The organism is Bacillus suaedaesalsae (assembly GCF_016890225.1).
Taxonomy (GTDB): Bacteria; Bacillota; Bacilli; order Bacillales; family SA4; genus Bacillus_BS; species Bacillus_BS suaedaesalsae.
In genome coordinates, this window is record NZ_JAFELM010000016.1 from 61616 (window position 1) to 82621 (window position 21006).

The 21006-nt window shown below is 38.5% G+C and carries 23 protein-coding genes; 2 read left to right on the plus strand and 21 right to left on the minus strand.

Features of this window, described 5'->3' with window-relative positions; all coding sequences use genetic code 11:
* Positions 1–26: 26 nt before the first annotated feature.
* Positions 27–1421 carry a MocR-like pyridoxine biosynthesis transcription factor PdxR gene (gene pdxR / locus JR050_RS03550; protein WP_239454081.1) on the minus strand — a complete coding sequence of 465 codons (1395 nt, stop codon included), beginning with the start codon at positions 1419–1421 and terminating at the stop codon, positions 27–29.
* A gap of 99 nt (positions 1422–1520) precedes the next feature.
* Between pdxR and JR050_RS03555 the strand changes: the two genes are divergently transcribed.
* On the plus strand, positions 1521–1964 hold the full coding sequence (locus JR050_RS03555; protein ID WP_204202140.1) for a GNAT family N-acetyltransferase: 444 nt from the start codon (positions 1521–1523) through the stop codon (positions 1962–1964).
* A gap of 33 nt (positions 1965–1997) precedes the next feature.
* On the opposite strand, the gene JR050_RS03560 is transcribed toward JR050_RS03555, so the two are convergent.
* From JR050_RS03560 to JR050_RS03650, 19 genes are all read right to left on the minus strand, one after another.
* Complete coding sequence (locus tag JR050_RS03560) at positions 1998–2570, minus strand: TIGR01440 family protein (RefSeq protein WP_204202141.1); 573 nt, start codon at positions 2568–2570, stop codon at positions 1998–2000.
* Positions 2571–2595: 25 nt separating this feature from the next.
* The gene (rpiB, locus tag JR050_RS03565) at positions 2596–3036 is read right to left on the minus strand and encodes a ribose 5-phosphate isomerase B (RefSeq protein WP_204202142.1); all 441 of its coding nucleotides are present in this window, start codon (positions 3034–3036) and stop codon (positions 2596–2598) included.
* A gap of 58 nt (positions 3037–3094) precedes the next feature.
* Positions 3095–3526 carry a low molecular weight protein arginine phosphatase gene (locus tag JR050_RS03570; RefSeq protein WP_204202143.1) on the minus strand — a complete coding sequence of 144 codons (432 nt, stop codon included), beginning with the start codon at positions 3524–3526 and terminating at the stop codon, positions 3095–3097.
* A gap of 286 nt (positions 3527–3812) precedes the next feature.
* On the minus strand, positions 3813–4373 hold the full coding sequence (locus JR050_RS03575; RefSeq protein ID WP_204202144.1) for a manganese efflux pump MntP: 561 nt from the start codon (positions 4371–4373) through the stop codon (positions 3813–3815).
* Between the two features lie 62 nt (positions 4374–4435).
* Complete coding sequence (locus tag JR050_RS03580) at positions 4436–5482, minus strand: L-threonylcarbamoyladenylate synthase (protein WP_204202145.1); 1047 nt, start codon at positions 5480–5482, stop codon at positions 4436–4438.
* A 173-nt stretch (positions 5483–5655) separates the two neighbouring features.
* Positions 5656–6099, minus strand: coding sequence for a GNAT family N-acetyltransferase (locus JR050_RS03585; protein WP_204202146.1), 444 nt, complete (start codon positions 6097–6099; stop codon positions 5656–5658).
* A 126-nt stretch (positions 6100–6225) separates the two neighbouring features.
* Positions 6226–6861 (minus strand): stage II sporulation protein R, encoded by a 636-nt coding sequence (gene spoIIR / locus JR050_RS03590; RefSeq protein WP_204202147.1) that lies wholly within the window; start codon positions 6859–6861, stop codon positions 6226–6228.
* Between the two features lie 161 nt (positions 6862–7022).
* The gene (gene prmC, locus JR050_RS03595; protein WP_204202148.1) at positions 7023–7877 is read right to left on the minus strand and encodes a peptide chain release factor N(5)-glutamine methyltransferase; all 855 of its coding nucleotides are present in this window, start codon (positions 7875–7877) and stop codon (positions 7023–7025) included.
* A 1-nt stretch (position 7878) separates the two neighbouring features.
* Positions 7879–8946 (minus strand): peptide chain release factor 1, encoded by a 1068-nt coding sequence (gene prfA / locus JR050_RS03600; protein WP_204202149.1) that lies wholly within the window; start codon positions 8944–8946, stop codon positions 7879–7881.
* Positions 8947–9045: 99 nt separating this feature from the next.
* The gene (locus JR050_RS03605; protein WP_204202150.1) at positions 9046–9639 is read right to left on the minus strand and encodes a transposase; all 594 of its coding nucleotides are present in this window, start codon (positions 9637–9639) and stop codon (positions 9046–9048) included.
* A 164-nt stretch (positions 9640–9803) separates the two neighbouring features.
* A complete protein-coding gene (locus JR050_RS03610; protein WP_204202151.1) occupies positions 9804–10247 on the minus strand; it encodes a hypothetical protein in 444 nt (147 codons plus the stop codon).
* A gap of 58 nt (positions 10248–10305) precedes the next feature.
* Positions 10306–10917, minus strand: a complete 612-nt coding sequence (locus JR050_RS03615; protein WP_204202152.1) for a thymidine kinase — start codon at positions 10915–10917, stop codon at positions 10306–10308.
* Between the two features lie 214 nt (positions 10918–11131).
* Positions 11132–11332, minus strand: a complete 201-nt coding sequence (rpmE, locus tag JR050_RS03620; RefSeq protein WP_149219058.1) for a 50S ribosomal protein L31 — start codon at positions 11330–11332, stop codon at positions 11132–11134.
* Between the two features lie 160 nt (positions 11333–11492).
* Positions 11493–12773 (minus strand): transcription termination factor Rho, encoded by a 1281-nt coding sequence (rho, locus tag JR050_RS03625; protein ID WP_204202153.1) that lies wholly within the window; start codon positions 12771–12773, stop codon positions 11493–11495.
* A 321-nt stretch (positions 12774–13094) separates the two neighbouring features.
* Entirely contained in the window at positions 13095–14063 is a 969-nt protein-coding gene (gene glpX, locus JR050_RS03630; protein ID WP_149219060.1) for a class II fructose-bisphosphatase, read from the minus strand.
* Between the two features lie 114 nt (positions 14064–14177).
* Entirely contained in the window at positions 14178–15464 is a 1287-nt protein-coding gene (gene murA, locus JR050_RS03635; RefSeq protein ID WP_204202154.1) for a UDP-N-acetylglucosamine 1-carboxyvinyltransferase, read from the minus strand.
* Positions 15465–15956: 492 nt separating this feature from the next.
* Positions 15957–16598 carry a fructose-6-phosphate aldolase gene (gene fsa, locus JR050_RS03640; RefSeq protein ID WP_204202155.1) on the minus strand — a complete coding sequence of 214 codons (642 nt, stop codon included), beginning with the start codon at positions 16596–16598 and terminating at the stop codon, positions 15957–15959.
* Positions 16599–16661: 63 nt separating this feature from the next.
* Positions 16662–17519, minus strand: a complete 858-nt coding sequence (locus tag JR050_RS03645) for a class II fructose-bisphosphate aldolase (protein WP_204202156.1) — start codon at positions 17517–17519, stop codon at positions 16662–16664.
* Between the two features lie 193 nt (positions 17520–17712).
* On the minus strand, positions 17713–18084 hold the full coding sequence (locus JR050_RS03650) for a response regulator (RefSeq protein ID WP_204202157.1): 372 nt from the start codon (positions 18082–18084) through the stop codon (positions 17713–17715).
* Between the two features lie 170 nt (positions 18085–18254).
* Here JR050_RS03650 and JR050_RS03655 point away from each other — a divergent pair, with 170 nt between their 5' ends.
* Positions 18255–18779 carry a DUF2529 family protein gene (locus tag JR050_RS03655; protein WP_204202158.1) on the plus strand — a complete coding sequence of 175 codons (525 nt, stop codon included), beginning with the start codon at positions 18255–18257 and terminating at the stop codon, positions 18777–18779.
* A gap of 26 nt (positions 18780–18805) precedes the next feature.
* On the opposite strand, the gene pyrG is transcribed toward JR050_RS03655, so the two are convergent.
* The gene (gene pyrG / locus JR050_RS03660; protein WP_204202159.1) at positions 18806–20410 is read right to left on the minus strand and encodes a CTP synthase; all 1605 of its coding nucleotides are present in this window, start codon (positions 20408–20410) and stop codon (positions 18806–18808) included.
* Positions 20411–21006 lie beyond the last annotated feature (596 nt).

Genomic DNA, 21006 nt, shown 5'->3' on the forward strand with positions numbered 1-21006 from the left:
TTCACATCATTTATCGTTCGTTTATCTTATATCCATACTTCAGATAAGTGTTTAATCCCTCGCTCAATCTCAACAATACTCAATCCACTGTATCCTAGCAAAATTTCCGGATTGCGATAGTCTACAGTTTCATAAAATAGACTGGTTCCATACACTTTTAATCCTTTTTTTCTAGCAAGTTCGATCAGCTCTAACTCCGTATAACTAGAATCTAAAAACTCAATCACTACGTGTAAGCCTGACTTTTCACCTTTTATTATTACTTTTTCCGTGTCAAAATAATGATTTAAGCTTTCTATCACTGTTTCTCTCTTTTTTCGATACAGTGTTCTCATTTTATTTATATGTTTATCCCAGTGACCTTCTTTTATAAAAAGGGAAATCGTTAGTTGATGGATTTTCGAGACCGTTTGTTTGATGTAAAAAAGCTCTTGTTTATATTTTTCTAGCAACGGCTCTGGTAAAACCATATAGTTCACTCGTAATGATGGGATAAGAGATTTTGAAAAAGTTCCTAAGTAAATAACTTTTCCATAAGAATCTAATCCTTGTAGTGAAGGAATTGGCTTCCCTTCATAGCGGAATTCTCCATCATAATCATCTTCAATAATAAATCCGTCGTTGTCATTGGCCCATTGAATGAGCTTTTGACGCTGTTGCACTGGCATAATCATCCCAAGTGGAAATTGGTGTGATGGCGTACAATATACTAGGTTGATAGTAGACGTTAACAAATCTAGTTGGTCCACATCAATCCCGTGTTCTCGTACCGGTATTGGAACAACCTCCATTCCCGCTTGCTTAAAGATAAGGCTTGCCCGGTGGAAGCCCGGGTCTTCCATCGCAATAGTTGATCCTTTAGGGAATAAATATAAAAGTCGCTGAAGCAATGCTTGTGTACCAGCACCAATGATTACTTGTTCACCAGTACACCTTACACCTCTTGCACGATATAAATAATCTGCAATCTGGTTTCTAAGTTCAATCTCCCCCATATTTTCACCAAGCTGCAGGCTTTGAGGGTTGTCTAGAGCTGCAATGGTACATTTTCGCCAAGCCTTATGAGGAAAATGCTCTAAATCTATATCACCTTGGCTGAAATTAATAAGTTTGTCAGGCTGTTTCGTAATTGGTTTGTGTTGAAAATGTGACGCCTGGCCAAAAGGATGTGTAGGTTCTATTTCATTGATAAATAAACCCCTTCTAGGACGACTTTCAATGTATCCCTCCGCTAGTAACTGCTGATAAGCAGCATCTACTGTATTTAGGCTTACGTTTAGAAGCGTAGACAACTTTCGCTTGGAAGGCAGTTTTTCTCCCGCTATTCTTTTTCCTATTAAGATGTCGTTTTTTATATGTACGTAAAGCTGCTGATATAAAGGTTGATTTTTTGTGAAGTTGATCGTAAGGTCTGTCATCATTCGCGCCTCCTCTGACACCACTAACTTCTTTAAAACTGACACTAACAACAGGTTCAGTTTTTTATTACTTTAATTATATAGGAAGAAGGAGGAATAGATATGACAAAACATAATGTGGTTATAAAAGAAATGAAAACAAAGAAAGACTTCGAGAGTGCCTATCCTGTTATGCACGAACTGCGTACTCATTTATCTTTAGAGGATTATTTTTCGCTACTAGACAAAATGGTGCCACAAGGCTTCCGAATGTTTGCAGCGTTCCACGCAGAGCAAGTAGTAGCCGTAACAGGGGTAATTGAACTCGTAAACTTCTATAACTTCAAACATCTCTATGTGTATGACCTTGTAACAAAAGAAACAGAGCGTTCAAAAGGATATGGGGATGTATTACTATCGTACATTCACACTCTAGCTGAAGAATCTGACTGCAGGTACGTTGCCCTCTCATCTGGATTACAACGCACCGATGCCCACCGCTTCTACGAAGAGAAAATGAACTACAAAAAAACCTCATATTCATTTGTTTATGAAGTTGAAAAATAAAGAAAATTCGACAAGTGCCTGGCACCTGTCGAATCAGCATGATAAATTACTTTTTTCATTTGTGTAAACTGCTCGGGCTCCGCCGATGAGTTTTGGTCTTGTTTTGGCCATTGTGACATGGGCATGTCCGAGTGTTTTTTCTTTAGAGCGAATCGGTACTGCTACGTGCTTAAGGTGCATTCCGATAAAGGTATCACCTATATCGATGCCTGCATCTGCTTTAATATGTTCCACAACTACCGGGTCACTCAAGTGCTGATATGCGTATGTTGCCATTGCTCCACCTGCTGTACGAACTGGTACAACGGTTACTTCTTCTAGTTGAAATCGCGTTGCAGTTTCTCGCTCAAGGACGATGGCACGATTAATGTGCTCGCAGCATTGAAACACAAATTGACACCCGATTTCGTTTGAAACCTTTTGTAATTCCTCAAATATTAGTTCCGCCACTTCCTCAGATCCAGCCGTTCCAATTCTCTCACCGAGCACTTCACTTGTACTGCAGCCTACCACTATTACTTTGTTTTTTGTAAGGCTAGCCTGCTCCTTAAAATCACGAATAATTTGCGAGAGTTGAACTCTCCAAATTTCAATTTCCGGGCTCATGTTTTACAACATCCTTCCCTAAATCCTACTTGCTTTCATAAGTAGAGATCTTATCTAATCTATTTTTATGCCTTCCACCCTCGTACTCTGTGGTTAACCAAATCTTCGCAATCTCACGTGCTAATCCAGGTCCAATTACTCTCTCACCCATTGCTAAAATATTGCTATCATTGTGTTCCCGGGTTGCTTTTGCACTAAACATATCATGAACGAGAGCGCAACGAACTCCCTTGACTTTATTCGCTGCAATACTCATTCCAATACCCGTACCACAAATTAAAATACCTTTGTTCACCTCGCCATTTGCTACTTTTTCCGCAACTGGTACAGCATAATCCGGGTAGTCAACTGATGTTTCACAGTCACATCCCATATCTTCATACTCAATGCCCATTTCGTCCATAAGGCTTTTAATTTCTTCTCGAATATTTAATCCACCATGATCTGATGCAATTGCTACTTTCATATTTCTACACCTCTATCATTAATATTGATTAGCTTTCTACAATACCCTTTATTTATTCTCACTTAAGCTTTTCAATCATTGAATCAATCATTGCTGTAAGCTGATTATACGTCTCTCGATAAATTGTAAGTGATCCACCATACGGATCGATAATATCACCCTCAGAACCATTAGCAAATTCCATTATCGTAAAAGCTTTTGCAGCTACCCCAGGAAAACGGTCCACAACAAGCTGCTTATGCGAACTGGTCATTGTAAAGATATAATCTGCCCATTCTACTTGCTCCTCAGTAAGAAGCTTCGATGAATGTTCAATCCCTATTCCTTGTTCTCTTAATGCCTCCACAGTATTCATTGAAGCAGGACTACCATCTGCGGCAAAAACCCCAGCTGACTTTACATGTATATCTTTTAATTTATGCTTCACAATTGCTTCTGCCATCGGACTTCTACATGTGTTTCCCGTACATACAAATAATATGTTTTTCACGGTCGATTCTCCTTATTTTCTGCATTTCTTATATGTATATTATATAGCATTGACCATATGGAATACAGTTTTTCACTTTAGAGAACAAAAAGCTCAGAGCGCCCCGTTTAACCTCAGGCATAGCAAATGTTTTGGAGAGAATAAAAGGGTGCACTTCCCTATTCATCTCTCCAGGTTTGACCTCAGGCGGGCTGGGTGCTGGAGCTAGATTAAGAATACACAAATACATAAGATACACTTATACTTTCTTAAACTGCAAAAAAAGAACTAGCAACTACTAGTTCCATTAAAAAGGTAGCAATAGTTTAATACCAAATGCAAAAAGGATACAACCGCCTAAGGCTTCGCTATATTTCCCCAACCACTCTTGCACTCGTCTTCCGAGTAATAAACCAGCCCACGTTAATAGCATACTGACCAAACCGAAGATGGAAATGGCAACAATAGGATGAACCTTGTAAATTCCAAGACTTAACCCAACAGAAAAACTGTCCAAGCTCACACTTAACGCAAAAACAAATAATCCGAAACCAACGGGTGTGATCATTGGTTCCTCGTCTTTTTTAAACGAAGAAATCATCATTTGAATACCAAGTAGCAACAATAAGACTCCACCAATTATGGTAGCAATTGTACCGAACTGGTCAGATAAAAAGCGACCAATAATGATCCCAGCAAGTGGCATCCACATATGGAAAATGCCGATTGTAACGCCTATGTATAGTATTTGCCTTAATCTAAGCCTGATTAACCCCATCCCAAGCCCTATTGAAAATGCATCCATTCCTAATGCAAACGCCATGATGAATAAGGTTACGACTTCTCCTACTATCACTGTTGTATCCATTCTAACCCTCCTCGGACTTGCTAATTCAACATATGCACGTCCAAGGAAAATTAGAATGGATTTTATTTCTCACTTATCTTTTGAAACCCTGCTGCCTTTTCTAATCTGTTCATGATCGCTTCTCCAACTCCAGTAGCAGGAAAAGTTTCAGAAAGTATGATATCTATATTTTCATGATCAAAACGCCTTAAAGAATCATATAAGTTTTGAGCGATTGAGGATAGGTCCTCACGTGAGCCACAAGATAAAACAACATCTGCTTTATATCTAGGCACTGTTTCAGTTGTCGCCAATACACCTACTTTTTTACCTTCAGCCTTTTCTTGATCCACAAGCATTTGTAAAAAATCAGTCGTTCCCTCCACGATAAAAAGAGGTGCCTTTGGCGCATAGTGTGTATACTTCATTCCGGGTGATTTTGGCGCTTCATGTGCTGATTTAATTGCCGGGTCGATACCCACTCGTCCAACCACTTCTTCTATTTGTACTTTCGTTACTCCGCCAGGCCTTAAGATTGTCGGTATCACTTCCGTGCAATCCACAACGGTAGATTCTAATCCAACTCCAGTCGGACCACCGTCGACGATTCCTGCGATTCTACCATTTAAATCTTCAAACACGTGCTGCGCCGTAGTTGGACTAGGTTTTCCTGATAAATTCGCACTCGGAGCCGCAAGTGGAAGACCTGATTCTTCTATTAAAGCTAGCGCAACAGGATGATCTGGCATTCTAATTGCTACTGTTGATAAACCCGCTGTTACTCGGTCAGAAACCGCTCCATCCTTCGCTTGAAAAATGATCGTCAACGGCCCTGGCCAAAATGCATCCATTAACTTTTCTGCAACTGACGGAACATCAGTTACAAGCGCATTTAGTTGTGACACATTTGAAATATGTACAATTAACGGATTATCCCCCGGTCTTCCTTTTGCGTTGAAAATCTTGTCTACAGCATCTGTTGATGTTGCATTTCCACCAAGTCCATATACTGTTTCAGTCGGAAATGCGACCACTTCGTTATGTTGTAAAAAGTGGGCAGCTTCTGTAATATGTGTAAAACTTGTGGATAGATTATCCGTATTATCCACAAGCCAAACCTTTGTATTCATAATAAAACCCCTCTACCTGTGAATCATTGTCTTATTATTAAACCATAAACGTTATTTTTAATAAACATCTTCACAATTTTTGTGGTAATTTATGAACTTATACACAAAAACAGGAAAGTTACCCACATTTTTGTGGATAACTTTCCTGTTTTGTGGAAAACTTTGTGAATAACTTAAATTACAAACTCCATGATGACTGTTTCATCCATATGTAACGTTTCAACAACATGCTCCGCTAATTTAATATGTTGTGGTACATCTTCTATATTTTGTCGCGTAAAGCCCATGAGTGCAAAGAACTCGATCGACACGATTTTGTTCGTTGCCAGATATAAACGCTTTAATTCTTTATCTCTCGCTAACATTAAAATTTGTCTGAACATATCTAGAATATTTGTTTTGTCAGCACCTTTTGAAATCACTAATGATCGAAGTAGCCCGTCCTGTTCAATTCTTTGAATGCCTAACGTCCCTAGAATACTACCATTAGCATCTTCCATTACAACAAAGTGGTCAATTTGTTCCTCTAATCCCTTAGTACTTACATTAGCTTGTCCTAAAAAAGACTTCATTACTTGTACATCTTTTGTTTCAGCAGCACGAATTACAGTTGTCATGTTCTACTCCTCCTTAAGTCCATCGTTTTCTTGTTAATCTAATCTATGAGGATACGAGAAAGAATAGAACATTTTACTAGATTCTTTTTTTAATCATTCTGCGTTGATTTTTCTCTGTTTAAACTATTAACTAAAAAGGTCCGAAAACCACTCTACTACAAAGAATTTCACTTCTACCTCTTCTTCTTGTTCTTCTACTACTATCTTTGGTTCTTCTTTTGCTTCTTCTTGTAATTGAGGATCAACTGCCTCGCCGTTGCCAAAATCTAAGAAACATAACGGTGGGAATAATACACACCACCAGTTGTCTCCTTCTGCTTCGCCTAAGCTAATTAAAATCGCCTCATACTCACCAGATGGATACACATATTCTCCATAAACTTTTGTAGGAAACTTAACACCACTACCATAATCTACTTTATAAGACTGGTTACTGTTTTCTTCCTTTAACACTCGTTCTACAATGGTTTCAATTTCAGGTAAACGGTTTTGAATTAATGTTCTCGCTGCATCAATAGATGTTAATTCTTCCACCCAGTTTGTAATTTCTTTATTCACTTCATCACGAATCTCTTCTTTTAATGCTTGGTCTTCATCAGAGTTACTGTTTGCCAGTATACGTAGGCGAATCGCTTCGTCTGGAATCATCACCTGTTCATTCAACTGCGTACCTTCTGCCTGAGCAGACTTAAATGTAATGGAAATATTCGCTCCAAGAAAAAGTAATAACATATATATAAGTGCTAGTTTAGTATGTTTCATTATTTATCCCCATCCCTTCACAAACAGTGTGGACAAAAAATAAAAATCTTAAACTAGTAAATTAAAAAAATCTAGTAAACTTTTATTTTTTATATTCTGCTCTTTAACACAGTAAAGCAGTGGGGGACAGGCCCCCACTGCTTTACTGTGTTAAAGTTTTGTTATCCAATTAACGCATATACCATTCGGTCTTTTCCGTTTATGTCATTTTGCACTTCAACGGTTGATTGTGGAAAAGTTGTGAGTAAAAGTTCGGCAACTGCATTTCCTTGGCCTTCTCCAACTTCAAATGCGACTAGGGCCTTATGTTTCAGGACTAGTGGAAGCTGTTCCATAAATCTTCTGTAAAAATCTAAGCCGTCATTTCCTCCGAATAATGCTAAATGCGGCTCATGGTCTACTACGATATCTGAAAGTTTTTCGTCATTTGGTATGTATGGAGGATTTGAGACGACAATATCGACTTTCGTTTGTCTTTCAATAAACGGTGTTAATAAATCTCCATGTATAAATTCGACGTTTGCATCTAATTGTTTTGCATTTTCACTTGCTACTTTTAATGCAAATTCAGAGATATCCACAGAATAGACAGTAAGCCTCGGTTCCTCGAGTGATAATGTAATGGAAATTGCTCCACTTCCTGCACCTACATCCACTACAACTAATTTTTCATCTTTAGAAAAATGCTGCTTGATACGTTTCGTTACACCAAGAACAAGCTCTTCTGTTTCAGGTCTAGGAATTAACACATTTTCATTAACAATAAACTGTCTTCCATAGAACTCTTCGTGACCAATAATATGCTGTACTGGTATGCCACCTCTATGTTTTTCAACGATAGCAATGAATTCCTCTACTTGCTCGTTCGACATTTCATCTCTCATATTCATAAAAAACTGAGTACGATTAACGTTTAATACATGCATGAGAAGAAGCTCTCCCGCTTTCGCTTCTCTTCCTGCTGATTCTAAAAAAGAAGAAGCCCAGTTCAGGGCTTCGTAAACTTTCGAAAACATATTACTCTGCTGACTCCATACGGGATGCTTGATCTTCCATGATTAATGTGTTAATCACTTCGTCTAGCTTTCCTTGTAAGATTTGATCGAGCTTTTGAATCGTTAATCCGATACGGTGATCAGTTACACGATTTTGCGGGAAGTTATACGTACGGATACGTTCTGAACGATCCCCCGTACCAACAGCTGATTTACGAGTAGCATCCAGTTCAGACTGAATTTCTCTTTGGATTTTATCGTACACACGTGCACGTAATACTTTCATTGCTTTTTCTTTATTCTTAATTTGTGATTTTTCATCCTGACAGGAAACAACCGTATTAGTTGGTATATGTGTCAGACGCACAGCAGACATCGTTGTATTTACCGATTGTCCACCGGCTCCACTTGATGCAAACGTATCAACACGGATATCTTTTTCATGTATATCCACTTCTACCTCTTCTGCTTCTGGAAGTGCAGCAACCGTAGCAGTCGATGTATGAATACGTCCTCCCGATTCTGTCTCTGGAACACGTTGAACACGGTGAGCCCCATTTTCAAACTTCAGTTTAGAGTAAGCTCCTTTACCATTTACCATAAAGATAATTTCCTTATAGCCACCTACACCAGTGGAGGATGCTTCAATCACTTCAGTCTTCCAACCTTGAGCTTCAGCAAAACGAGAATACATACGATAAAGGTCGCCTGCAAACAGCGCAGCTTCATCTCCACCCGCTGCTCCACGAATCTCAACGATAACGTTCTTATCATCATTCGGGTCTTTCGGTAATAATAAAACTCGCAGTTGCTCTTCTAGTTCAGTAACTTGGTCCTCAAGCTCCCTTACCTCAAGCTTCACCATCTCACGCATCTCTGCATCTAGCTTTTCCTCAAGCATTTCTTTTGCATCCGCTAACTGCTCCCGAGCACTCTTATATTCACGGTACGCCATAACCGTATCCTGTATATCAGATTGTTCCTTTGAATATTCACGAAGCTTCTTCGGATCATTCACAATATCCGGATCACTCAAAAGCTCATTTAAACGTTCATAACGATCTTCTACCGCCTGTAAACGATCTAGCACGACAATTCACCTCATTTTTTTGCCATAACATTCTAATTATAGTATAGAGAAAATACCTAGTCAAAGCAAATCATGTTGGTGCCTGTCACTTGTCGAGTTTTAGTGATTCATTTCAAGTAACATGTACTTTTCTCGTACAACTTCAGTGTTGATATGAATATAGGTTCTGTATTTTTCTTTTTTTTCCGCTTCTTTACCAGTAAACATAGATAGTAGTATTGAAGAATTGAGGAAGTACGGTGGATATTTTGCTTCACCAATGAGGTAACGGAAGCTGCTGTATGGGTAATCTTGCGGACGTTCTGCAATTTTTGCTCTGACAGGATTTAAATGGATATACCTACTAACCTCTAGTATTCCAAAGGAATTAGGAATTGGATCACTAAAGAACCGGCTTTCAAAAACATGACCTGTTAATCGATAACGGTTGTTATAGTAGGTTGCATATCTTTTATTAATGATCGCCATTAATGTGGATATAGATGTTGTGGATGTCCTAAGCTGAAGGTGATAATGATTTGTCATTAAACAATACGAGGCTAAATCAAACGGGTGGTCTAACATAGTTTTACTTAGGATAGAAAGAAACACACGAAAATCACGATCATCTAAATATAATGCATCTCTTCTGTTCCCTCTCGAAACAACATGATAAAACATATCGGGATTCCAAATACGCCTGCTTCTCGGCATAATTTCACTCCTTTAGAGGGAATTGCGTAGTTAGAACTGTTACCGTTGGTAAAAGATCTACTAAATAGTTCTCTCTTCTCGTATTATTTTCCTGCAAAATTTAAATAAAATTCGACAAAAACCGGGTGGTGCCTGGCACCACCCGGTTTTTTCTCATATCAATTTCAATCCCCATCCCCATCATGTACGCGTACGTGAATGTGGTAGCGTGGGACAGCTTTGGTGATGTCTTTTAGTAGTTTGTGACGGAGTTTGTCACGGTCTTTTTCGTTGAAAGATTTTGTAGAGTGTACAGTTACATATGCATCTTGTCCATTTATGAAGACAGATCCAGGTGTTACATTCTTGTGCATATCGATGACTTCTCTGATTTTATCTTGATCGGTACCGATGTTTGGTCTGCTTTCTGTTACATCAATATAGTTAGTAGAACTTTGATTTGGGATGAATTGTTCCCCCTCGCCAAGATCACGTTCATAAAATCCATCTTTGTTTGTTCCTGTTTTCATCAGATTTTTACCATTTGCATCTTCTGTTGTCTCAACATTAGAGCAAGCAGTACTCATCGCTACAAGTAAACTTATACAAAAAAGCAGTATGATTCTCATGGTTCTATCCCTCCTATGGATAGGTTCCCCCCGAGTTCATACTGCTTACATGGAAATTTTAGTATGTTTCTTGTTTTAGTGATAAACGAACAGGCTTGTTTTTCACTTCATGACAATGTCTACAACGCGGCTCGTAAGATTCGGATGCACCTACTAAAATGATTGGATCATCATAAGATGCAGGAATTCCATTAATTAATCGTTGAGTACGGCTAGCTGGTGAACCACATGATTGACATACAGCTTGCAATTTCGTTACATGCTCTGCGATTGCCATAAGCCTCGGAACTGGACCAAACGGCTCTCCTTTGAAATCTTGATCTAATCCCGCAACAATTACTCGATGCCCACGATTTGCAAGAATTTCGACAACCTCTAAAACATCCGCATCGAAAAATTGAACTTCGTCAATTGCTACTACATCAACATCTGCTGTCACAAGCTTCACAATATCATGAGAAGACGATACAGGTCTTGCTACTACAGAAGTACCATTATGCGAGACTACATTTTCTTCACTATAGCGATTATCAATTGCTGGTTTAAATACTTGCACATGTTGCTTTGCATATTGTGTTCTTTTCACTCGTCTAATGAGTTCTTCAGATTTACCTGAGAACATACTTCCACAAATTACTTCAACCCAACCGCTTTTCCTCATTTCGTACATAACGGGGACTCTCCCTTCCTGCCTTTACACTGCCATATGTTATAGTTTCTCATTCATTTCAATGTATTATAATGGCGAAATCCTTGTTTTTTCTATATAAAAAAGTAAAAAAGCAGACAAGAGATGAACACACTTGCCTGCCTTTAAGTTTTAACTTTTGATAAGCTGCGTTTCTATAATATGGTCACAGCAATAAACTCACGCAAAGTAGAGATTATTTAAGACCGTATTTCTTGTTGAATCGATCCACACGTCCGTCAGCTGTAGCAAACTTTTGACGTCCAGTATAGAATGGGTGACATTCGTTACAAACCTCGATTTTAACTTCTTCCATCACAGATCCGCTTTCGAATTCGTTACCACATGCACACTTAACCATAATCTTTTTATAGTTTGGGTGAATTCCTTGTTTCATGTTTTCATCTCCTTCGGCCCTGAAACCTTTTTGAATCAGAGTAAGTTTTATCATACATGAGATCTATAGTAGGTTTTTAACCACCTACAGCCAAAATCACACATGTTGAAATTATAACAGGACTAGACTCGTTTTGCAACCATACAAAAATTGTGAAAAGTTACGATCTTGTCGAAGTTGTCCCTTTTTTATCTTCATTCATCAGTTCAAAAAATTCTTCATTTGTTTTTGTTGTACGTATTCTCTTCATGAAGCGTTCCGTGAAATCAGGCGCATCGGATAAACCACGACGGATTAACCATAGCTTTTCTAAATGATCCTTTGGAACAAGCAGCTCTTCTTTTCTTGTACCAGAACGACGTATGTCGATTGCTGGGAAAATTCTCTTTTCTGCAAGAGAGCGATCAAGATGCAACTCCATATTACCAGTTCCTTTGAACTCTTCATAAATGACATCGTCCATACGTGACCCGGTTTCTACAAGTGCTGTTGCCAATATTGTTAAGCTTCCGCCTTCTTCAATATTACGAGCCGCACCGAAGAATCGCTTCGGACGGTGGAATGCAGCTGGGTCAATACCGCCGGATAATGTACGTCCACTTGGTGGAATTACTAGATTATACGCTCTCGCTAAACGAGTGATACTATCCATTAAAATAATAACGTCTTTTTTATGTTCAACTAAACGCATGGCACGTTCTAGTACGAGCTCTGCCACTTTAATGTGGTTTTCAGGAACCTCATCAAATGTTGAACTTACTACATCTCCTGCAACAGATCGTTCGATATCCGTTACTTCTTCTGGACGCTCGTCAACTAGAAGAACAATTAGCTCTGCTTCTGGATTGTTTGTTGTAATGCTATTGGCAATTTCTTTTAATAGCATTGTTTTCCCTGCCTTCGGAGGTGCAACAATTAATCCACGTTGTCCAAAACCTACTGGGGCAATTAAATCCATTATTCTCGTTGAAAAAGAAGTAGGGGTTGTCTCAAGTACAATGTGACGATCCGGATACAAAGGTGTTAAAGCAGGGAAATGAACACGTTCCTTAGCTGTTTCAGGATCTTCACCGTTTACTGCTTCTACATGAAGTAATCCATAGTAACGTTCGTTTTCCTTCGGAGGTCTTACTTTTCCGGATACTTTGTCCCCATTTCGAAGATCAAAACGTCTAATTTGAGAAGCAGAAATATAAATATCTTCTGAGCTTGGTGAATAATTAATTGGACGTAAGAATCCAAAGCCCTCTGATTGTATAATTTCTAATACCCCTTCCATAAACATAAAGCCATCTTTTTCAGCTTGTGCTTTGAGAATGGAAAAGATTAATTCTTTCTTTGTTAATTTGCTGTAGTATGAGATTTTAAAATTTCTTGCAAGCTCATATAAATCCTTTAGCTTCATTTCTTCTAAATGTGAAAGAGTAAGACTATTACTCATGAAAACACCACTCTTTTGGAATTTTTATGTACGTCACATGCAAGCGCTTAGGTATCCATCTTTTCAAAATTACAATATCAATTCTTAAGTAAGAAATGATAAAGGATGGAAAGGATAAGATAATAGAAGATTTCTTCGAAGTTATGTTTGAAGAAGTGTTAAGCGAATGAAACACGTAGCAATTCTTATTTTACCCTTATTTATACGATTTAATCAACACCCGAATTGTACAAAACATTTAGACACATTTTGCAGTTTTAACAAATCTTTTGTCAAATCAAGAAGGAGCAGCTCATATTTTGACACTGCTCCTACATATTCTTAAGGCTTAATTACGAGATTTGGCTTTTTATTCAAGCTATGACGTCCGTCAATAAAGCGGACAGTTCCTGATTTTGCACGCATAACTAGTGATTGAGTTGTTCCACTTGTCCCAGTAAATTGGACACCACGTAAAAGTTCTCCATCTGTTACTCCCGTTGCTGCAAAAATCGCATCGTCACCCTTTACTAAATCCTCCATACGAAGAACACGATTTACATCTTCAATCCCCATCTTCTTGCAGCGGATCAGTTCTTCTTCTGTTTGCGGCAGAAGCTTACCTTGAATTTCTCCACCTAGGCATTTAAGAGCAACAGCTGCAATTACACCCTCTGGTGCACCGCCTGAACCGAATAAAATATCGACACCTGTATGATCAAAGGCTGTATTAATTGCTCCTGCAACATCACCATCTGTGATTAACTTAATACGAGCACCCGCTTCTCTAATTTCGTTAATAATTTTCTCATGTCGTGGACGGTTTAAAATTGTAGCTACAACGTCTTCAATGTTTTTATTTTTCGCTTTGGCAACAGCCATTAAGTTATCATAAACAGACGCATTAATATCAATTTTACCTACAGCTTCTGGACCTACTGCAATTTTATCCATGTACATGTCTGGCGCGTGCAAGAGGTTACCATGGTCTGCGACTGCCAAAACTGCTAATGCATTCCAGCCACCTGTTGCGACAATATTTGTTCCTTCTAACGGGTCAACGGCAACATCAACACGAGGTCCATAGCCTGTACCTAGTTTCTCACCGATATAAAGCATTGGCGCTTCATCCATCTCACCTTCACCAATGACAACTGTACCTTTCATCGGAATGGTATCGAACACATCACGCATTGCAGAGGTTGCTGCATCATCTGCTTCATTTTTTAATCCTCTTCCCATCCATCTTGCTGATGCTAATGCTGCAGCTTCAGTAACTCGGACAAGTTCCATTGATAAACTACGTTCCATTCTTTTCCTCTCCCTTGCCAATCACGATCATCTTTTTTACTCTTTTAAACAAAAATATGTTATACCAATTGTTCGTTTCCACAATTAGTATAACATATATATTGAAATATGTGATTATGAATTTTGAAGCTGTTCGATTTCTTGCTTTGACATGCTTTCACGCCAAATAACTGCACCTAAACCTGTTAGCTTATCTACTAAGTTTTCATAGCCTCGGTCAATGTGCTCAAGGCCTGTTACTTCTGTAATTCCTTCTGCCATTAATCCAGCAACAACTAAAGCAGCACCAGCTCTTAAGTCACTTGCCCGAACTTTCGCCCCTTGTAATTTAGAGGGACCATTAATAATGGCAGAACGTCCTTCTACCTTAATCGTTGCGCTCATTCTACGAAGTTCATCAATATGCTTAAAACGTGCTCCATATATCGTGTCCGTTACAATACTTGATCCATTTGCCTTCGTTAATAAAGAAGTTAACGGTTGCTGAAGATCGGTTGGGAAACCAGGATATACTAATGTCTTAATATCAACAGGTTTTAAGTTATCCGTTCCTCGTACTAAAATTTGATCATCCTTTGATTCTATTGAAATCCCCATTTCACGAAGCTTTGCAATTAAAGATTCTAAGTGTAATGGAATAACGTTATCAATTAAAACTTCTTCACCCATAGCCGCGCCAAGTATTAAGTATGTACCTGCTTCAATTCGGTCTGGAATGATAGAGTGTCTGCAACCATGCAGGGAATCAACACCATCGATACGGATGACATCTGTTCCAGCACCTTTGATTTTTGCACCCATGCTCGTTAAAAGTGTTGCTACATCAATAATTTCTGGTTCCTTTGCAGCATTTTCAATGATTGTACGTCCTTTAGCACGTACAGCAGCAAGCATTATGTTAATGGTTGCGCCTACAGACACAACGTCTAAATAAATTCTCGCTCCTTTTAATTCATCTGCACGCAAATAGATTGCACCTTGTTCATTTGTTATTTGTGCTCCTAGTGCTTCGAATCCTTTAATATGTTGGTCAATTGGACGTGGGCCTAAGTGGCATCCACCAGGAAGACCGATAACCGCCTTTTTAAAACGACCAAGCATGGCTCCCATTAAATAATAAGAAGCTCTAAGCTTTTTCACTTTTCCATTTGGTAATGGCATGGAAATCATTCTTGATGGATCAACAATAATTTCATTTTCATTTAAAGAAACGGTACCACCGATCTCTTGTAATAAATCTGATAGAATTTGAACGTCTGAAATATTCGGTAAACCATCTATAACTACTGGCGAATCTGCTAGTATCGTTGCAGGAATTAATGCAACTGCACTATTTTTCGCTCCACTAACACGAACTGTTCCTCTTAATTTATTTCCACCTTCAATTTTAAGCTTTTCCATATCCATATATGTCTCCCTTCTTCCTCAAAAGACGCAAGGCTAAATAGACGACTGGCTATAACCAATAGCCCTTCCACAATTCTATTACTTTTTAGTTTACACGAAATGTAAAAAAATATGTAATGAAAAGGTAAAATTGTGACAATATATCTAGCTTAGGAAGAATTAGTATTTTATTTTAATTAGACACTATCATAACATAGAATTTAGCATTTGTTTAAGGCGATATAACGAACAATCCATGAGACGCTACAAAGTCTTTTATTTATATGGATTCTGTTAAACAATAATGTTGATTTCCTGGGAGACACTCCCTTTCCGCTTGGCGAGCGGTGAGCCTCCTCGTCGCTTTGCTCCTGCATGAGTCTTACCTGTTCCACTTCTCCCGCAGAAGTCTCGCACCTTCCACTAAAATCAACATATAGATAAAAATCAACACTGTACTTTAACAGAGTCATTTATATAAAAAAAAACCGACCAAAGGCCGATTTTTTAACGGTTTTCCCAGTCAGCCAGGAATTGTTCAATTCCTTTATCTGTTAGTGGGTGGTGGAAGATTTGCATGATTACTTTAAATGGAATTGTTGCAATGTGTGCTCCACGTAGTGCTGATTCTGTAATGTGTTGAGGATGACGGATAGATGCTGCAATGATCTCTGATTGAATCCCATGAACATGGAAAATATCTGCAATCTTTGAGATTAGCTCTAGTCCATCATGACCAATATCATCTAATCTACCTAAAAATGGTGATACATACGTTGCACCAGCTCTTGCTGCTAAAAGTGCCTGGTTTGCAGAAAAAATAAGGGTTACGTTTGTTTTAATGCCTAGTTCCGTGAAAACTTTTACTGCTTTTAGTCCATCTGGAGTCATTGGCACTTTTACTGTAATGTTAGGTGCAATCGCCGCTAACTTCTTTCCTTCTTCAATCATTTCGTCTGCTTTTAGACTTATTACTTCAGCACTAACCGAGCCTGTTACTTCGGCTGTAATTTCCTTCAGGCGGTCTTCAAAGGAAACTCCTTTTTCTTTTGCTACTAATGAAGGGTTTGTCGTGACACCCGCTAAAACCCCTAAAGAATTCGCTTCTCTAATTTCTTCGATATTCGCTGTATCAATAAAAAACTTCATATATATATTCCCCCTTTATTTAAGATAAGAAAACCGCCTCTTCATTAGGCGGTCTTCATTCGTCTATGCTTTGTTAGATGAACCAAATTCGCGCATTTTACCTTGTACCGTTTCTTTAATTGTATCACGAGCAGGTCCTAGGTATTTACGTGGATCATATTCATTTGGCTTCGCCGCTAGAACTTCACGAACTTTTGCAGCAGAAGCAATTTGATTCTCAGTATTTACGTTGATTTTAGCTGTTCCAAAGGAAATTGCTTTTTGAATATCCTTTGTAGGAATTCCTGTACCACCATGAAGTACTAAAGGTACACCCGTTGCTTTTCCGATCTCTTCCATTTCCTTGAAGCCAAGGTTAGGTTCACCCTTGTAAGGCCCGTGAACAGAACCAAGTGCTGGAGCTAAGCAGTCAATACCTGTACGGCTCACTAACTCTTCACACTCTTTAGGATCAGCGTAGATAACGCCATCTGCTACTACGTCATCTTCTTGCCCGCCAACTACCCCAAGTTCAGCTTCAACTGATACTCCATGGAAGTGTGCTAGTTCTACAACTTTGGTTGTTGTTTCAATGTTTTCTTCAAATGGATGGTGAGAAGCGTCAATCATTACCGACGTAAATCCTGCATGAATTGCTTTTGCACAAGATTCAAAGCTTGAACCGTGGTCTAAGTGAATCGCTACAGGTACTGTAATGTTGTAATCTTCTATAAGCGCCTTAACCATTGCTACAACTGTTTTAAAACCACCCATATAACGAGCAGCACCTTCAGATACCCCTAAAATTACAGGAGAGTTTTCCTCTTGTGCCGCAAGCAAAATAGCTTGTGTAAATTCTAAATTGTTTAAGTTAAACTGACCTACAGCGTAACCTTCTTCTTTTGCTTTAATTAGCATTTCTTTCATTGAAACTAAAGGCATATTAAATCCTCCTTATGTATCTTTCCTAATAACCTCGGTACGCAACACAATCTCTACTATCATACCCTAGTTACCACCAATTATGTAGCTCTTTACACTGAAAAAAGCCAAATTAGTTAAACTATTGGCTCAGGTTTCAGTTTATAGCATACCAACTAATGCTGAAAACAGCAATTGTTAAGCAGGTACATGTTTATGAACGAATGGGCAAATGCTTTCTAACCGCTTCTCTAATATCATCAATATCAAACGGCTTTGCGAAGTGTGTGATTGCACCAAGATCTTTTGCTTCTTGAATCATATCCAACTCACCATATGCTGTCATGATGATAACTTGAATATCTTTGTCCTTCACTTTCATTCGCTTCAATATTTCAATTCCATCCATACCCGGAATTTTCATGTCTAACAAAACAAGTTCAGGAGAATGCTTATCTACGATGTCAAGTGCTTGAAAACCATTTGCAGCTTGAAATGTTTGATAGCCTTCTTTTTGAAATACTTCATTTAATAGAATCCGAATTCCAAATTGATCGTCTACAATTAATAGTTTTCCACTCACCATTATTCACTCCTAGTCTTTAGCTATGAGAATAATTCTCCTTTTCATGCCAGGTTTCCTTCTTTTTGTTAAGAATAGTTTCCGACAAATTCCTACTTATTTCTCTTTCATTCGTGTTTTACCACGTATTGTTTTATAATAATAGCAAATTAAACGTAAGAAAGGTGCGAATTATGTTAAAAATTTTCGCAACACAACTACAAGGTATTTTTAAAAAAATTGAGGAAAAAGAGGAAGAGAACTTAGAGGATGGTGCACGACTACTATCACAAGCCATAATTGGGGATGGAACGGTTTATATTCATGGATTTGATGAGTTAAAAGCAGTAGAGCTAACTGCTCTAGAAGGACCAGAAGTGTTCCCAAAGGCATTACCCTTGTATAATGACGGCGTCCTTGCTGATGTGACTTCACTAGATCGAGTACTATTAATAACTAGAACTTCTGCAGATACATCTGCTGTTGAACTAGCAAAAGTTCTTAGTGAAAAAGGAATCTCAGTAGTTGCAGTCTCTAATAAAGGAGATGATGGTCGTTTGCCTTCTATTGTAGATGTACATATCGACAGTTATGTTACAAAGGGATTGATCCCAGATGAAACCGGAAACCGCTATGGTGTACCAACAACGATTGGAGCATTGTATGCTTATTATGGATTATATTTTACGGTTAAAGAATTTTTGGAAGAAAATGAGTAAAGAGCCTTCAAACGAAGGCTCTTTTTTTATGATTCTTTATTTTGTAAGGATGCTTGAACAAAATCTCTAAATAATGGTTGTGGTCTTGTTGGCCTAGAAATAAATTCTGGGTGAAATTGAGACGCAACAAACCATGGGTGATTTTTGATCTCGATAATTTCTACTAAACGACCGTCTGGGCTAGTTCCAGAGAACACAAATCCTGCATCTTCCATCGCTTGACGATATTGATTGTTGAACTCATAACGGTGACGATGACGCTCGTAGATGACCTCATCTTGATACGCTGAGAATGCACGAGTTTCTTCTTTCAGCTTACACGGTTGTAAGCCAAGGCGAAGTGTTCCACCTAAATCTTCAACATCTTTTTGTTCTGGTAAAAGATCTATAATTGCATGCGGCGTATTTGGATCAATTTCTGCCGAGTGAGCACCCTCTAGTCCTAATACGTTTCTTGCGAATTCAATCGACGCTAGTTGCATGCCTAGACAAATACCAAGGAATGGAACTTGCTTTTCACGTGCATACTTCGTTGCTGCGATTTTTCCCTCCACACCACGGTCGCCAAAGCCACCCGGTACTAAAATTCCGTCTGCGTCCTTCAGTAATTCATGTACATTCTCATGTGATACGTTTTCAGCATTAATCCAGTTTACTTGAATATCACTATCAAAAGCATATCCAGCGTGTCTTAACGCTTCAACTACTGAAATATAAGCATCTTGTAACTCAACGTATTTTCCTACTAAAGCAATCGTAGTTTTCTTAGAAAGATTTCTAACTCTATCTACTAACTCTGTCCATTCTGTCATATCTGCTTCTTTACATGTTAGTTTTAAATGCTCACATGTAATTTGATCTAAGCCTTGTGCTTGAAGAGATAGTGGAACAGCATATAATGTGTCTGCATCGATTGCTTCAATTACCGCTTTAGGATCGATGTCACAGAATAAACCGATTTTATCCTTCATGTCTTGTGTGAGTGGCATTTCCGCACGTACTACAATCACATTTGGTTGAATACCTAAGCTACGAAGTTCTTTTACACTGTGCTGAGTTGGTTTTGTTTTCATTTCACCTGCCGCTTTAATGTAAGGAACTAGCGTACAGTGAATGTACATGACGTTATCACGTCCGACATCGCTCTTCATTTGGCGAATTGCTTCTAGGAAAGGTAGTGATTCGATGTCCCCTACCGTTCCACCAATTTCCGTGATAACGATATCTGCATTTGTTTCACGACCTGCACGGTAAACTCTCTCTTTAATTTCGTTCGTAATATGAGGAATAACTTGAACCGTTCCACCGTTGTAATCTCCACGACGCTCCTTTTTTAATACAGTAGAATAAATTTTACCTGTTGTCACACTAGAATATTTACTTACGTTAATATCAACAAAACGCTCGTAATGTCCTAAGTCTAAATCTGTTTCTCCGCCATCATCAGTTACGAATACTTCACCATGCTGATACGGGCTCATTGTACCTGGGTCCACATTTATGTATGGATCGAATTTTTGGATTGTTACGCTTAATCCGCGGTTTTTTAATAATCTTCCTAATGATGCTGCTGTGATTCCTTTACCTAGTGATGAAACCACTCCACCTGTTACAAAAATATACTTTGTCATGTTGATCCCCCTCATCTGTTCTTTAACTCATTATGAAGTAACGCCTCATTGTTCATGCATAAAACACAAAAGCCCTTCCAATTATTTGGTAGCACATTCAACTTTAAAGGGTCTTCGTTTTCTGTATATAACATTCCCTTTCCAGTATGATTGTTGTGCTAAAACCTATTAAAATTTATGAAAAGAGCAATTTCGGAAAACTCACCGGCACAAAGTCCTCAAACATGTTACAGTTACCGGTTTTATTATGAGTTGTCATTAGGAAGGCAGTTTTCGCATAGATTGTTGTTTATCATGCCTATTGAGGTTATGAGGCATCTTATTTGTCTAAGCCATGAATGGTTCAGCTGTATTGATTTACTAAAGATGCCCACAATTTGATTAATACCAACAATGGTTACGAAAAGAACCTTAGAAAAACTTAAGTTAGCCCAGTCGAATGACTGGAACATTGCCATGGTTTTTCATAAATGCCAACAAAAAAAGCAGAAATTGCTCACCTTTTTCAAGGGAGCAATCTCTGCTAATTAAGTAACGTCTCTCGTGACGTTCCGTTTTTCTAGAGCCCAAATATGATTCTATATAGAGGCTTAAGA

Excerpts from the sequence above, each read along its gene's own strand:
- pdxR (WP_239454081.1), bottom strand. The coding sequence starts at position 1,421 with ATGATGACAGACCTTACGATCAACTTCACAAAAAATCAACCTTTATAT.
- JR050_RS03555 (WP_204202140.1), top strand. The coding sequence starts at position 1,521 with ATGACAAAACATAATGTGGTTATAAAAGAAATGAAAACAAAGAAAGAC.
- JR050_RS03560 (WP_204202141.1), bottom strand. The coding sequence starts at position 2,570 with ATGAGCCCGGAAATTGAAATTTGGAGAGTTCAACTCTCGCAAATTATT.
- rpiB (WP_204202142.1), bottom strand. The coding sequence starts at position 3,036 with ATGAAAGTAGCAATTGCATCAGATCATGGTGGATTAAATATTCGAGAA.
- JR050_RS03575 (WP_204202144.1), bottom strand. The coding sequence starts at position 4,373 with ATGGATACAACAGTGATAGTAGGAGAAGTCGTAACCTTATTCATCATG.
- JR050_RS03580 (WP_204202145.1), bottom strand. The coding sequence starts at position 5,482 with ATGAATACAAAGGTTTGGCTTGTGGATAATACGGATAATCTATCCACA.
- JR050_RS03585 (WP_204202146.1), bottom strand. The coding sequence starts at position 6,099 with ATGACAACTGTAATTCGTGCTGCTGAAACAAAAGATGTACAAGTAATG.
- spoIIR (WP_204202147.1), bottom strand. The coding sequence starts at position 6,861 with ATGAAACATACTAAACTAGCACTTATATATATGTTATTACTTTTTCTT.
- prmC (WP_204202148.1), bottom strand. The coding sequence starts at position 7,877 with ATGTTTTCGAAAGTTTACGAAGCCCTGAACTGGGCTTCTTCTTTTTTA.
- JR050_RS03605 (WP_204202150.1), bottom strand. The coding sequence starts at position 9,639 with ATGCCGAGAAGCAGGCGTATTTGGAATCCCGATATGTTTTATCATGTT.
- JR050_RS03610 (WP_204202151.1), bottom strand. The coding sequence starts at position 10,247 with ATGAGAATCATACTGCTTTTTTGTATAAGTTTACTTGTAGCGATGAGT.
- JR050_RS03615 (WP_204202152.1), bottom strand. The coding sequence starts at position 10,917 with ATGTACGAAATGAGGAAAAGCGGTTGGGTTGAAGTAATTTGTGGAAGT.
- rpmE (WP_149219058.1), bottom strand. The coding sequence starts at position 11,332 with ATGAAACAAGGAATTCACCCAAACTATAAAAAGATTATGGTTAAGTGT.
- rho (WP_204202153.1), bottom strand. The coding sequence starts at position 12,773 with ATGAGTAATAGTCTTACTCTTTCACATTTAGAAGAAATGAAGCTAAAG.
- glpX (WP_149219060.1), bottom strand. The coding sequence starts at position 14,063 with ATGGAACGTAGTTTATCAATGGAACTTGTCCGAGTTACTGAAGCTGCA.
- murA (WP_204202154.1), bottom strand. The coding sequence starts at position 15,464 with ATGGAAAAGCTTAAAATTGAAGGTGGAAATAAATTAAGAGGAACAGTT.
- fsa (WP_204202155.1), bottom strand. The coding sequence starts at position 16,598 with ATGAAGTTTTTTATTGATACAGCGAATATCGAAGAAATTAGAGAAGCG.
- JR050_RS03645 (WP_204202156.1), bottom strand. The coding sequence starts at position 17,519 with ATGCCTTTAGTTTCAATGAAAGAAATGCTAATTAAAGCAAAAGAAGAA.
- JR050_RS03650 (WP_204202157.1), bottom strand. The coding sequence starts at position 18,084 with ATGGTGAGTGGAAAACTATTAATTGTAGACGATCAATTTGGAATTCGG.
- JR050_RS03655 (WP_204202158.1), top strand. The coding sequence starts at position 18,255 with ATGTTAAAAATTTTCGCAACACAACTACAAGGTATTTTTAAAAAAATT.
- pyrG (WP_204202159.1), bottom strand. The coding sequence starts at position 20,410 with ATGACAAAGTATATTTTTGTAACAGGTGGAGTGGTTTCATCACTAGGT.